Below are 14176 nucleotides of genomic sequence, written 5' to 3'. Positions count from 1 at the left end.
CCAGCATGAAAAAGATAGGCGCATTTTTGGTTCTGCTGCTTTTGTCTTCCCCGCTGTGGGCACAGCAGCGGCCGCAGTTTACCCAGTACATGATCAATGGGTACTTACTTAACCCCGCCCTCACCGGCATTGAAGACTATACAGATGTAAAGCTGGGAACCCGCCAGCAGTGGGTGGGGTTGGAGGGCGCGCCCGAAACCTATTACCTCAGCGCCCACACCCCGCTGAACAAAGCGGTGTCCAGCGTCCGGAAAAAAGGGGGAGGAACCCGCACCATTGGGCGTAACCGCTTTGTGCCGGCTTATCCGCACCACGGGGTGGGCATCATGGCCATTGCTGACAAAGCCGGTCCCCTGCGCCGCACCAATGTCAACCTGTCTTACGCGTATCACTTGCCAATCAACAGATTCGTAACAGTGTCTGTGGGCGCTTACGGGGGCATTTTACGGAACAGCTTCAACAGCAATGAAGCCAGTTTTGCCAGCGGCAATGGCACAGACCCGGCGGCATTCAGCAATCACACCAACCGCAATTTTTTGGATATGGGACTGGGCACCTGGATTTACGCCCCCAACTTTTACCTGGGGTTGTCCGGAGCCCAACTTTTGAACACAGAGTTAAGCTCAGAGGAACGCACGGCCATTGAGGGTGTCATTCAAAAACACTTCTTCGCCACGGCAGGATACAAGATCAGGCCTACGCAGGACCTCACCCTGATCCCGTCTGTGCTGGTGAAGTTTGCCTCCCCCAGCCCCACTACGGTAGATGCCAACCTGCGGGCCGTCTATGCTGACCGCCTCTGGCTTGGAGGCACCTACCGTACCAAAGATGCATTTGCCCTCATGGCCGGCGTCAACATCAGCTACCTTATGGAAGTAAGCTACGCCTATGATTACAACACCTCTAATTTGAATGTGGCCAACTCCGGGAGCCATGAAATAGTACTGGGCCTCAAGCTGTTCAACAGCGCCAAGGTGATTTGCCCGCGCTGGATGAATTGATAAGTCTTTCTGTTTTCGGGTAGTTTTCAGAAAAACAGCCCGAAAACAGCTTTTCAACTGCCACCCCCTATCGTCCTGTGAGCCGTCAAAAAATTGGGTATGTGGCCATGGTTGTACGGGAGTATGACGAGGCCCTTACATTTTACACGCAGCAGCTTTCCTTCACTTTGGTAGAAGACACGCCCCTGGGCGATGGGAAAAGGTGGGTTTTGCTTTCGCCGCCCGGCGCAGCTGAAACCTGCCTGCTTCTGGCCAAGGCTTCTTCCCCCGAGCAGCTAAACGCGGTGGGCAACCAAACCGGCGGCAGGGTTTTCCTCTTTTTGCACACAGATGATTTCTGGCGCGATTATCCCCAAATGCAAAACAGGGGGGTGCGTTTCCTGGAGGCGCCCAGACAGGAAGCCTACGGTACCGTGGCTGTGTTTGAAGACCTTTACGGCAACAAATGGGACTTGCTGGAACTCAGGAAAACTGACCGGTAAGTTCAAATCCATAAATAAACTTTACAAACGTTACCCCACCCTCTTTGGCGCGGAAGTTACTTTGGCGCCTTCTAACGCCCCTACTTTCGCCCTCTTAGACGAGGGCGAAGGGAAGAACCCCTGTGGCTAGACGTTTTCTGCTTTATGAACCTTGCTGTCAGGCCATCTGCCATTCCCGAGTTCACGTTGATTTTGGGATCACTTCCAGCCAAGCGGTAGCTGCCCCAGGTTTATTCTTGTAGACGCTATTGGGAGGAACGGCCCCGGCCATAACCAAACTTTAAACCAGGAGCCACGGGGGACATGGATCACCACCAGCCCGCCACCTCCTGAAGGCGCCAGTGCCCGCGGGCGTTTCACTTTCCTGTGCCCGTGGTTCAGGCTACCCTGGGTACAGATAATACAACTTCCCTTCAGAAACAGGGTATCTGTTGCAGGGGTTGCTGCGAGACCTTTCCTACTTCAGTCGCTAGTTGCCCCTGACTTATTTTGCCAGCATAAGAAGCAGAAACTTGAATCCTGTCGCTTGTCTGCCACATATTTTCATAAATTCTTATTTTAAATAAAGGGAAATCGTTTTCCTAATCATAAAAAAAGCTATTTTAGCAACTGATTTTACAATATTAACAATCAACCAGAAAGAGCAGCTGTAAGAGTGGAAGATTATCTACTGAAATTGATCTGCGGAAGGGCTGAATTGGCTCAGGAAAGGCCGTTCAAAGAGGAGGCATGGATAGTTGCCAAGCAGTTTCCAGGCGAACGATTTCCAAAGCCCCTCACAGAGGTTGAACCATGATCCAGGGCATTTTCTGTTTTCGGGCTGTTTTTGAAAAAACAGCCCGAAAACAGAAAAGTATCTCCTTCTAAATTTAGAAACAGGAAGCACAGGAGAAGACCATAAACGCTCCTAAACCAGACATAAGTAAACATGAAGCAGCATTCCTTTCCGTTCTCGTTGGCAAAACCACTGGCACTGCTGGTATGTATTCTCCTTTCCCTTTCGGGCAGTGCCCAGCAGAAAGCCGCCATCACCCGCGTAGATCCAACCTTCTGGTGGGTGGGCATGAAAGACCAGAACCTGCAACTGTTGGTGTACGGTCCCAACGCCGGCACCTTTAGGTATTCCATTGACTACCCGGGCGTGACGCTAGTAAAGACGCATACCGTGGAGAACCCCAACTATGCGTTTCTGGACCTCACCCTCGCGCCCCAGACTAAGGCGGGCACTTTTACCCTCACGGGCCGCAACGGCAACCAGAAACTCACCCGCCAATATGAGCTGAAGGCCCGCACCCATGAACCCAAAGCGCAGGGCGTGAACACCTCAGATTTCATCTACCTGGTCCTGCCCGACCGCTTCGCGAACGCCGACCCCAAGAATGATGCTTTCAAGAACATGGCCGACACCCAGGCCGACCGCAGCAATCCGTTCCTGCGCCACGGCGGCGACCTGAAGGGCATTCAGAACCACCTGGGCTATTTTGAAGAGCTGGGCGCCACGGCACTTTGGCTGAACCCTATCATCGAAAATGACCAACCGCTCACGGAGGAAGGCGGCACCCAGCGCAGCGCCTACCACGGCTACGCCTTCACCGACCATTACCAGGTAGACCGCCGCCTGGGCGGAAATGACGCGTATAAAAAACTTATTCAGGCGGCGCATACCCGCGGCATGAAAGTGGTGCAGGATGCGGTGTACAACCACGTGGGCAGCAACCACTGGTTTATCAAAGACCTGCCGTCTAAAGACTGGCTGAACCAATGGCCCGCCTACACCAACACTTCGCACAAATTTCAGCCCACCATAGACCCGCACGCCGCCCAGGCAGACTATGAAGTCCTCCGCAAGGGCTGGTTTGTGCCGCACATGCCAGATCTGAACCAAAACAACCCCTTCGTGGCCAACTACCTCATTCAGCACGCGTTGTGGACGGTGGAGCATTTCGGGGTGGATGCCTGGCGCATTGATACGTATCTTTACAATGAAGACGAATTCATGAACCGCTGCAACCAGGCGCTGCTCAATGAATATCCTACTATCCATATCTTCGGGGAATCTTGGGTAAACAACGTGTTGGCGCAGGCGCGCTTTGTGCAGAATACCATCAACTTCCCGTTCAAGAGCAACCAGCCCGGCACCTTAGACTTTGTTTTGTTCAATGCCATCAATGACGCGCTCAATCAGAACTTCGGGTGGGACGAGGGCGTGAGCAAAATCCACCAGACCCTGGCGCAGGACGCTGTGTACCAGGATCCCATGAAACTGGTCACCTTCCTGGACAACCATGACATGAACCGCTATTTCTCGGTCATCGGTGAAGACCTGAACAAGTACAAAATGGGCATGACCTGGCTCCTCACGCTGCGCGGAATCCCCTCGCTCTACTACGGCACCGAGATTCTGATGAAGAACTTCAAAGACCCGTCAGACGCCGAGGTGCGCAAAGATTTCCCCGGCGGTTTTGCCGGTGACAAAGAGAACAAATTCACCGCCGCCGGCCGTACCGAGCGCGAGAACGAGGCTTTCAACTTTGTAAAGAAACTGGCCCAGTACCGCAAAAACACCCCCGCCCTGCACAGCGGTAAGCTCACGCAGTTTGTGCCGCAGGAGGGTATCTACGTCTATTTCCGCCATGATGAAAAGAAAACCGTGATGGTGGCCACCAACAGCACAGACAAAGAAGCCGAACTGAAAACCGAGCGTTATAAGGAGCGCCTGCAAGGGTTCAGCAAAGCCAGAAACGTACTCACAGACCAGCACCTGAACACCCTGACCACCATTAAAATACCCGCCAAAACAGCGCTGGTGCTGGAGCTTCAGCCGTAGGCGGCTTCTGAAAATAGAGCAGCCTGGTTTGGCGCCAATTCCGGAAAAAGAGCCGCTAAACGGAAACCCGCACCAGCATGGCCCAGAGAGAATTAGAACGAACGGGTTTAGCGGCTCTTTTTCAGAAAAAAGCCCTAAACCAGAAAAGAAGAAAGCCCTTGAGCGGGCGAAGACATAAAACAAAATACAATGCGTACCATTAAAGCCTGCCTTTTTGATTTAGACGGAGTGCTGGTAGACACGGCGGTTTACCATTTCAAAGCCTGGCGCCGCCTGGCCCAGACCCTGGGGATTGACTTCACCGAACACGACAACGAGCGCCTTAAGGGCGTGAGCCGCGTGCGTTCCCTGGAAATCATTCTGGAGATTGGCGGCCAAACGCTGCCGCAGGAACAGATGCTGGCCCTCTGCGAACAGAAAAACACCGAGTACCTGCTAGATGTGGCCCAAATGACCCCGGAGGAGATTCTGCCCGGCGTGGTGGACTTCCTCAAAGCCCTCAAAGCCGAAGGCATCAAAATCGCCCTAGGCTCCGCCAGTAAAAATGCCCAGCTCATTCTGGAGCGCACCCAGCTTCTGCCCTACTTTGACGCCATCATTGACGGCCGCCACGTGACCAACGGCAAACCAGACCCCGAGGTATTCCTCAAAGGCGCCGAAGCCCTAGGGGTTACCCCCCAGGAATGTGTGGTTTTTGAAGATGCCGTGGCCGGGGTAGAAGCCGCCAAAAACGGCGATATGCTCTGCGTAGGCGTAGGCCAACCCGAAGTACTCACCCAGGCAGATGTGGTGGAAAAGGATCTCACGCAAATGTCGGTGGCGCGCCTGAGAGAATTAGAGCAAAAAGGATAATGCGTTTTTGGCCTGTTTTTCAGAAAACAAGCCAAAAACGGAAAGAGAAACGTTCCGGCAGGTCCGTCCCCCTTTGAAGGGGGTTGGGGGATGACCAAGCCAGACGAAGAACCGAAAGCCTTAGCTAAAACCAAAACCGAATGATTCTCGGGAATGCTACACTCTGCACGAGTAATCATCCCCCTACCCCCTTCAAAGGGGGACGAAAGAGTACCTGAAAAGAAAACCGCGTTTTCGGCCTGTTTTTCCAAAAACAGAAAATATAGAAGTAAAACCATCTTGATACGTGTGTCTTGATACTTGATACCAACCTATGAAACAATACCTGACCGTTGATGAGTGGTCTATCATTGAAGAAGGCTTCCATCCTGACTATAACCAAATCTCTGAGAGCGTTTTCAGCCTGGGCAACGGCCGCATGGGCCAGCGCGCCAACTTTGAGGAGGCTTTCTCCGGCGAAACCCTGCAGGGCAACTACGTGGCGGGCGTATATTACCCAGATAAAACCCGCGTGGGTTGGTGGAAAAACGGGTACCCCGAATACTTCGCCAAGGTCTTGAACGCCGCCAACTGGATTGGCATTGATGTGCAATTAGACGGCGAAACCCTGGACCTGCACCAGTGCGAAGTGACTGATTTCCGGCGGGAGCTGAACATGCGCGAAGGCTGGCTGGAGCGACGCTTCACCGCCACCCTGCCCAGCGGCAAACAGGTGCGCGTGGAAGCCAAAAGGTTCACCAGCATCGTGGACGATGAGGTGGGTGCCATAAGGTACAGCGTGACCCCGCTCAATTTCAGCGGCACGCTCACCCTCACCCCCTACGTGGACGCTGACATCATGAACGCCGACTCCAACTATGACGAGAAGTTCTGGAACGAGGTGTTGCAGGAAGCCCAACCCACCGAAGGCTACGTGATTGCCGAAACCAAGAAAACCTTCTTCCACGTGTGCACGGGTCAGAAGTTTGTGGTCACGCAGAACGGCCAGGAAGTAGCCGTGAACGCCACCCCAACGGAGCGCACCAAATACATCGCCTCCCGCTTTGACGTGGCCGTGCAGCAAGGCGAGGAGACCGTGCTGTACAAGTACGCCGCCAACCTTTCCTCAGAGAATCACTCCAAAGCAGACTTGCTTGCCAATACTAAGAATGTGATTTCGGCGGCGGCCGAAAAAGGGTTTGAGCAGCTCTTGCATGAACAAGCCGCTGCCTGGGCCGCCAAATGGGAAGAAAGCGACATCATGATTGAGGGCGATGCGGCCGCCCAGCAGGGCATTCGGTTCAACATTTTCCAACTGAACCAAACCTACACGGGTGAGGATGAACGCCTGAACATCGGCCCGAAGGGCTTCACCGGCGAGAAATACGGCGGAACCACCTACTGGGACACCGAGGCCTACTGCCTGCCCTTCTACCTGGCCACCGCCGATCCGCAGGTGGCCCGCAATCTGCTCATTTACCGCTATAAACACCTGCCAAAAGCCATTGAAAATGCCGAAAAACTTGGCTTTACTGGCGGCGCGGCCTTGTACCCCATGGTGACCATCAACGGCGAGGAGTGCCATAACGAGTGGGAAATCACGTTTGAGGAAGTCCACCGCAACGGCGCCATCGCGCACGCCATCCATGACTACATCCGGTACACCGGCGATGATTCCTATTTAGCAGAATATGGTATTGAGGTGCTGGTGGGCATCTCGCGTTTCTGGGCGCAGCGCGTGAACTGGTCGGGGGCTAAAAACCAGTACGTGATGCTGGGCGTGACCGGTCCCAACGAGTACGAGAACAACGTCAACAACAACTGGTACACCTCTACCATTGCCACCTGGACGCTGGAATACACGCTCAAAGCCCTCCAGCACGTGCAGGAAACCAATGCCGCCCGCTACGCGGAACTGGTTTCCAAACTGAACCTGAACGAGGAAAAAGAACCCGCGCAGTGGCAGCACGTGATTGACCACATGTACTACCCCGTGGATGAGGAATTGGGCATTTTCCTGCAACAGGACGGGTTTCTGGACAAAGAGCAGACCTTGGTAAAAGACCTGCCTGCATCTGACCGACCGCTGAACCAGAAATGGTCTTGGGACAGAATCCTGCGCTCGGTGTTCATCAAGCAGGCCGATGTGCTGCAAGGCATCTACCTCTTCGAGGACCGCTATGACCTGGAGACCATCCGGCGGAATTATGACTTCTATGAGCCGCGTACGGTGCATGAGTCGTCGCTGTCGCCGTGCGTGCACGCCATTCTGGCCGCCAAGTTAGGCGATGAGGAACGTGCCTATGAGTTCTACCTGCGCACCGCCCGCCTGGACCTGGACGACTACAACAACGACACCGAAGACGGCTGCCACATCACCAGCATGGCCGGCACCTGGGTGAGCGTGGTGCAGGGTTTCGGGGGCATGCGCGTGCGCGATAACCAACTGCATTTCAATCCGTTCATCCCCGCCGGTTGGAGTTCTTATTCCTTTAAGATCAGGTTCAGAGGTCACTTGCTCAACATCAAAGTAACCAAAGACAACGTGCAGATTGAGAACCAATCGGCGCAGCCGCTGACCTTGCAGGTGTTTGACCAGGCCCAGACCATTGACGCCCACAGCAAAGCGGAGATTGCGCACCAGTTGGCGTAAACCACTGCTTTAGGCGGTTAATCCTGGTTTTCCGTTTTTGGCCTGTTTTTCTGAAAACAGGCCAAAAACGGAAGAGGAGAAACAAACTTCATTTTCTTCTATGGCGCGGAAGTTACTTCTGTGACTTTCATATTTGAGTTCATCTTTCGTCACGGAAGTAACTTCCAGGTCATAGTTAGCCATAGTTCTGTTTTTGGGCTACTTTCAAGAAAACAGGCCAAAAACAGTAGTTTAAATCTGGCGCGAGACTATAGTCTCGTGACAAGGGATGATGCGAGTCTCCAGACTCGCCGGGAACCACCAGTTGGAACATAGGAGTCTGGAGACTCTATTCATCCCAAGGCACGAGTCTTTAGACTCGCGCCAGTAGAAAAGGAAATCTGCTACCGATTACAAACAATGACTCAGACCAACCGTTCTTTTCTGTCTTTCCTGCTGCTGGCGGCGCTGGCGGGTGCGTGTAAAACCACGGCACCCAACGTACAGGAAAATAAAACCTCGGCCCCCGTTATGGAAACACCCACCCCGCCCGTTGACCCCAACACTACCCAGGAGGAAGTGCAGGACCACAAGCTGGTCATTTACCAGATCATGACGCGCCTGTTCGGGAACAAGAGGACGCTGAACAAAACCTATGGCACGGTGCAGGAAAACGGCGTGGGCAAGTTCAATGACATCACTGAGGTGGCCCTGCAGGAAATCAAAAAGCTGGGCGCCACGCACGTGTGGTACACCGGGGTGCTGGAACACGCCCTCATGACCGACTATACCAAGCACGGCATTCCGTTGGATGACGCCGACGTGGTGAAAGGACGCGCGGGCTCGCCATACGCCATCAAAGACTACTATGACGTGAACCCAGACCTGGCCGTGAATGTGGATAAGCGCCGACAGGAATTTGAAGCATTAGTAGAACGCACCCACCGTAATGGTCTGAAAGTCATTATTGACTTCGTACCCAACCACGTGGCCAGAAAGTACAGTTCAGACGCTAAACCGGCCGGGGTAGAAGATTTCGGAACGAAGGATGACACCACGGTTCCGTTCAAACCCGGCAACAACTTTTATTACCTACCGGGGCAGCCGTTGCAGGTTCCGGCGGCGTACAACCCCTTGAGCGCGGCTTTCAAAGGTCCGCAGGAAGACAGTAAGTTCCAGGAGAATCCGGCCAAGGCCTCGGGCAACGATGTGTTCAGCGCCAGCCCCAGCGTAGACGATTGGTTTGAGACCGTGAAACTGAACTACGGGGTAGATTACCAGAGCAACCGCAGCAAACACTTCTCGCCTACCCCAGACACCTGGCTCAAAATGCGCGACATTCTGCTCTTCTGGGCAGGCAAAGGCGTGGACGGTTTCCGGTGCGACATGGCCGAAATGGTGCCCGTGGAGTTCTGGGCCTGGGTCATTCCGCAGGTGAAAGCCCTACACCCAGACCTCAAGTTCATCGCGGAGATTTACAACCCGGCAGAGTACCGCAACTACCTTAAAACCGGTGGCTTTGACTACCTCTATGACAAAGTGGGTCTCTATGACGGCGTACGCCGATTGATGGAAAACCGCGGCCAGGGCAACACCGCCGACATCACCAAAGTATGGCGCGAGGAAAGCCGCGGCATCTCTCACCACATGCTGCGCTTTCTGGAGAACCATGACGAGCAGCGCATTGCCTCTGAGCAGTTTGCCGGTACGCCGTGGGCCGCCGTGCCTGCTATGACCGTGAGCGCCACCCTGGGCAGCGGCCCCGTGATGGTGTATTTTGGCCAGGAAGTAGGCGAATCCGGCAAAGGCCACGAAGGTTTTCAGGGCGAAGACGGCCGCACCACTATCTTTGACTATTGGGGCGTTCCCGCGCACCAGGCCTGGATGAACAACGGCAAATTTGACGGCGGCAAACTCACCCAAGACCAACAGCGCCTCCGCGAGTTCTACACCAAATTATTGAACCTAAGCACCAGCCGCGAAGCCATCAGGAAAGGAAAGTTCTATGCGCTTACCGCTGAATCTGGTACGGCACCGGCTGGAGTTTATGCGTATCTTCGGCATACAGAGAAGGAACAGGTGCTGGTGCTGGTCAACTTTAAACGCGAAGCCGCCAACTACGGGTTGTCCTTACCGGCATCGGCGCTGGCCGCCGTGGGCGCCGATGCTAAAGGCTCGTTCATTCTACAGGATTTGCTCTTTGACACGCCGCCGTTGTTCTTACAGCCCAGCGTGAAGACCAGCATCACATTGGCTCCTATGAGCGCGCACGTGTTCCTGTTGCAGAAGAAATAATACAAGAGCAGAATCAAGGAGAAAAGCGTAATTTCACTTACTACCCATTTCCGTTTAGGGGCCGTTTTTCGGAAAAGAGCCCCTAAACGGAAACCAAAATAAAACCTACACCCAAACAAATTGCCCATGGCACAAACAATACAGGCGCAAGCCAAACCACGCCTGAGTTTCTGGCAGATCTGGAACATGAACTTCGGGTTTCTGGGGATTCAGTTCGGGTTTGCGCTGCAGAACGCCAACGTGAGTCGCATTTTTGAAACCCTTGGCGGCACCGAAATCGCGCTTTACTGGCTGGCCGCCCCCGCCACCGGCATGCTGGTGCAACCCATCATTGGGTACTTGTCTGACCGCACCTGGTCACCGACGTTTGGCCGCAGAAAGCCCTATTTCATGATTGGGGCCATCCTCGCCTCCATCTCCCTGCTCATCATGCCCAACTCCTCGGTGCTCTGGATGGCGGTAGGCATGCTCTGGATCATGGATTCTTCCATCAACGTTTCCATGGAGCCTTTCCGGGCGCTGGTAGGTGATCTGTTACCGTCAAGCCAGCGCACGGCGGGCTTCGCGTTCCAGACCTTCTTCATTGGCATAGGCGCGGTGGTGGCCTCGGCCCTGCCCTGGATTCTCAACAACTGGTTTGGCGTGGCCAACACGGCTCCGGCGGGTGAGATTCCGCCTTCGGTGAAGTGGGCGTTCTACTGCGGTGGCTTAGTGTTCTTTTTGGCCGTGCTCTGGACCGTGCTCAAGACGAAGGAATATCCGCCGGAGGACCTAGCTGCGTTTGAAGCCGAGAAAAACCAGACCACGTTCCTGACTGGCGTGAAAGAAACGTTCTTCGGGATTTTCCAGATGCCGAAGACCATGTTACAACTGGCGGCCGTGCAGTTCTTTACCTGGTTTGCGCTCTACGCCATGTGGATCTTCACCACCCCTGCCCTCACCAGCCACGTGTACGGCACCTCAGACACCACCTCCAAACTCTACAACGAGGGCGCCGACTGGGTGGGCATCTGCTTTGCCGTTTACAACGGGGTGTCTGCCATCTTCGCGTTGCTGATCCCCAGAATTGCAAAAGCCACCAGCCGCCGCATGACGCACCTGATCTGCTTGGTGATTGGCGGCTTGGGCCTGATTTCGATTTACTTTATCCAGGACCCTAAGATGCTGCTGGTCTCCATGGTGGGCGTGGGTATTGCCTGGGCCAGTATCTTGTCCATGCCTTACGCTATTCTGGCGGGCTCGCTTCCTGCCAACAAAATGGGCTACTACATGGGCGTGTTCAACTTCTTCATCGTGATTCCGCAGCTCATTGCCGGGGGCGTGCTGGATAGCATCAACAAACACTTCTTCAACGGTGAGTCTATCTATACATTGGTTCTGGCGGGTTGTTCCCTCGTGCTGGCGGGTTTCTTAACGCTGGTGGTTCGGGACGTAGATGAGCAGGAAGCTTAACCTTAGATCATTCTGAAAAAAACAACGCCCGAGGGAGTCCCTCGGGCGTTGCTGTTTAGGAGCCGTTTTTTGAAAAAGAGGCCCTAAACAGAAAGGTACATTTGCACGCATTCTGTCCCCCTTTGAAGGGGGTAGGGGGATGACAAAGGCAGTAGAGGAAACGTGAGATTTCATTAAACGAAATGAAAAGTAGATTCTCGGGAATGCGTAATTCTGCAAAAAGTTAACTCAGCACACGTAATCTTCCCCCTACCCCCTTCAAAGGGGGACGGAATGCGTAAAGAGGTAACATGCTGAAGCGCACATCTGTAACAAAAAGCCCCGCCACATTTTTGTGACGGGGCTTTTTCATACTGAGTTAAATGAAAGCTACAACTTAGGCAAGCCTTTGGTTTTGTCTTTGGTGGCTTCCTCAAAGCTGATGGCGTATCCGCCGCCCGGGGCTACGAACTGAGACAGTTTAGACTTATTGGTCACTACTACCTTCTTAATGGTATAAGCCTGCGGATTGGTTTTATAATGCGCGTCTTTGGCATCTGAGTAGATAGTGGCTACAAAGGTTTTGCCTTTGTCCAGGAAGTCGAATTTGATGTTGGAGGTGCGGGAATTGTCTCCGCCTACGCTGCCCAGGAACCACTGGCCTGTGCCTTTGGCCTTGCGGGCTACAGTCACGTATTCGCCGGGTTCGGCCTCCAGGTACTTGCTGTCGTCCCAGTCAACGGCTACGTCTTTGATGAACTGGAGCGCGTCTGGGAAACGCTCATAGTTCTCGGGCAAATCCGCGGCCATCTGGAGGGGGCTGTACAGGGTCAGGTACAGGGCCAGCTGATTGGCTAGCGTGCTGTTCACGTGCGAGCCGTTGTCGGGGTTCAGCTTGCTCAGGTCCATCTCGAAAATACCAGGCGTATAGTCCATCGGGCCACCAATCAGGCGGGTGAAGGGCAACACCGTCACGTGGTTCGGCTTAGAACCCCCGAAGGACTGGTACTCCGTGCCGCGCGCAGATTCATTCCCGATGAGGTTGGGATACGTGCGGGCGATACCGGTAGGGCGAACGGCTTCGTGGGCATTGACCATGATTTTGTATTCGGCGGCTTTCTCCAGGGCGTACTGGTAGTGGTTCACAATCCACTGGCTGTAGTGGTTCTCGCCGCGCGGCAGAATATCGCCCACGTAGCCACTTTTCACGGCGTCATAGCCGTTGTCTTTCATGAACTGGTAGGCTTTGTCCAGGTGGCGCTCATAGTTGCGCACCGAGCTGGAGGTCTCATGGTGCATGATCATTTTCACGCCTTTGGACTTGGCATAGTCTCTGATCTCCTGCACATTGAAATCTGGGTACGGCGTCACGAAATCAAACACGTAGTCTTTGGAGTTCCCGAACCAGTCTTCCCAGCCCTGGTTCCAGCCCTCAACTAATACTCCGTCAAAACCGTGTTGGGCCGCAAAATCAATGTAGCGCTTCACATTGGCGTTGTTGGCCCCGTGCTTGCCGTGCGGCTTGGCCTTGGTGTAATCTGTGATGCCCAGCTGAATGGTGGGATAATCATTGGTATAGGACCAGGTACTCTTGCCGGTGATCATCTCCCACCAAACGCCCACGTACTTGGTAGGCTTAATCCAGGAGGCGGCGTCTTTGATCTTGTTGGGCTCGTTGAGGTTGTAAGTCATCTTAGAGGCCAGAATCTCGCGGGCGTCATCGCTCACCAGCACGGTGCGCCAGGGCGTGGTGCATGGGGCCTGCATGTAGCCTTTGTCACCCACGGCATCGGGCGTGAGCCAGGACTCAAACACCATGTTCTTGTCGTCCAGGTTTAGGTGCATGACCGGGTAATTGATCAGCGCCGCCTCGTGCAGGTTAATGTACAGGCCATCTTTGGACTTCATCATGAGCGAAGTCTGCACGCCGGTGGGCGAGAAAGGCGTCTGCGAGATATTGGCGGTCACCGCTTTGGCCATGATGCCTCTGATCTCTGACAGCTTGGAGGTGGTGTAGTCGTACTCCTGCGTGTCATAATCGCCCGCAATCCAGTAGGCGGTGTGGTCACCAGCCATGGCAAATTGCGTCCGCTCCTCCTTGATCACGAAGTAAGTCAGGTTCTTCTGGGTAGGGAACTCGTAGCGGAAGCCCAGGCCGTCGTCAAACAACCGGAAACGGATCACCATCTGGCGGTTGGTCTGTTGCTGGTTCAGGGTCACGGCCAGTTCATTGTAGTGGTTCCGGATGGTTTTCACTTCGCCCCAAACGGGCGCCCAGGTCTCATCATAATTGGTAGTCTGGTTGCTGACCAGCGTAAAATTGCTGTGCAGGGAGCCCTGCAGGTTCACGTTCTTCTGCTCCATGTTGGCGTCTGAGCCACCGGAAGCTTCATCGCGCGGCTTGGTCTTCAGGTCGAAACCCAACTTGCTGGGCTTGATCACTGGTTTGCCTTTGTAGGTGAGGCTGTAGGTGGGAACGCCGCCGCTCTGCAAAGAGAAATTCAGGAGGAGTTTCCCGTTGGGCGATTTCAGCTCCTGCGCCAGGGCTAGGTTCAGGAGGCACAGCAGAAGGAGGGCGAGGATGGAAAGTTTTCGCATGTTCTGTAAGCGGTTGTAAATGATGAATGAGAGAAAGCTGGCAGGCAGGGTTCTGCCAGCAGCAGGGTTCCGTTTTCGG

At 54.2% G+C, this 14176-nt stretch carries 9 protein-coding genes; 7 read left to right on the top strand and 2 right to left on the bottom strand.

The genetic code is table 11. From position 1 onward, the window contains the following. The first annotated feature begins 5 nt into the window (after positions 1-5). The 5 genes from FHS90_RS12165 to FHS90_RS12145 all read left to right on the top strand — a co-directional run bounded on the left by FHS90_RS12165 (position 6) and on the right by FHS90_RS12145 (position 7794). Positions 6-1001: a PorP/SprF family type IX secretion system membrane protein gene (locus FHS90_RS12165; RefSeq protein ID WP_182513248.1), complete on the top strand. Its 996-nt coding sequence runs from the start codon at positions 6-8 to the stop codon at positions 999-1001. A 77-nt stretch (positions 1002-1078) separates the two neighbouring features. Continuing rightward, entirely contained in the window at positions 1079-1483 is a 405-nt protein-coding gene (locus tag FHS90_RS12160) for a VOC family protein (RefSeq protein ID WP_182513247.1), read from the top strand. Positions 1484-2411: 928 nt separating this feature from the next. Continuing rightward, entirely contained in the window at positions 2412-4310 is a 1899-nt protein-coding gene (locus tag FHS90_RS12155) for a glycoside hydrolase family 13 protein (RefSeq protein WP_182513246.1), read from the top strand. A gap of 189 nt (positions 4311-4499) precedes the next feature. Continuing rightward, positions 4500-5162, top strand: coding sequence for a beta-phosphoglucomutase (gene pgmB / locus FHS90_RS12150; protein ID WP_182513245.1), 663 nt, complete (start codon positions 4500-4502; stop codon positions 5160-5162). Positions 5163-5475: 313 nt separating this feature from the next. Beyond that, the gene (locus tag FHS90_RS12145) at positions 5476-7794 is read left to right on the top strand and encodes a glycoside hydrolase family 65 protein (RefSeq protein ID WP_182513244.1); all 2319 of its coding nucleotides are present in this window, start codon (positions 5476-5478) and stop codon (positions 7792-7794) included. A 9-nt stretch (positions 7795-7803) separates the two neighbouring features. Here FHS90_RS12145 and FHS90_RS12140 read toward each other — a convergent pair whose 3' ends face one another. After that, positions 7804-7977 (bottom strand): hypothetical protein, encoded by a 174-nt coding sequence (locus FHS90_RS12140; RefSeq protein WP_182513243.1) that lies wholly within the window; start codon positions 7975-7977, stop codon positions 7804-7806. A gap of 327 nt (positions 7978-8304) precedes the next feature. Between FHS90_RS12140 and FHS90_RS12135 the strand changes: the two genes are divergently transcribed. After that, positions 8305-10068 (top strand): alpha-amylase family glycosyl hydrolase, encoded by a 1764-nt coding sequence (locus FHS90_RS12135; RefSeq protein ID WP_182513313.1) that lies wholly within the window; start codon positions 8305-8307, stop codon positions 10066-10068. 126 nt (positions 10069-10194) lie between these two features. Further along, positions 10195-11520, top strand: coding sequence for an MFS transporter (locus tag FHS90_RS12130; RefSeq protein ID WP_246386967.1), 1326 nt, complete (start codon positions 10195-10197; stop codon positions 11518-11520). Between the two features lie 369 nt (positions 11521-11889). On the opposite strand, the gene FHS90_RS12125 is transcribed toward FHS90_RS12130, so the two are convergent. Continuing rightward, the gene (locus tag FHS90_RS12125; RefSeq protein ID WP_182513242.1) at positions 11890-14097 is read right to left on the bottom strand and encodes a glycoside hydrolase family 97 protein; all 2208 of its coding nucleotides are present in this window, start codon (positions 14095-14097) and stop codon (positions 11890-11892) included. Positions 14098-14176 lie beyond the last annotated feature (79 nt).

This window comes from Rufibacter ruber (assembly GCF_014138425.1).
GTDB classification, from domain to species: domain Bacteria; phylum Bacteroidota; class Bacteroidia; order Cytophagales; family Hymenobacteraceae; genus Nibribacter; species Nibribacter ruber_C.
Note: the sequence above shows the minus strand (reverse complement) of the source record. Positions and strands in the feature narration are given on the sequence as shown.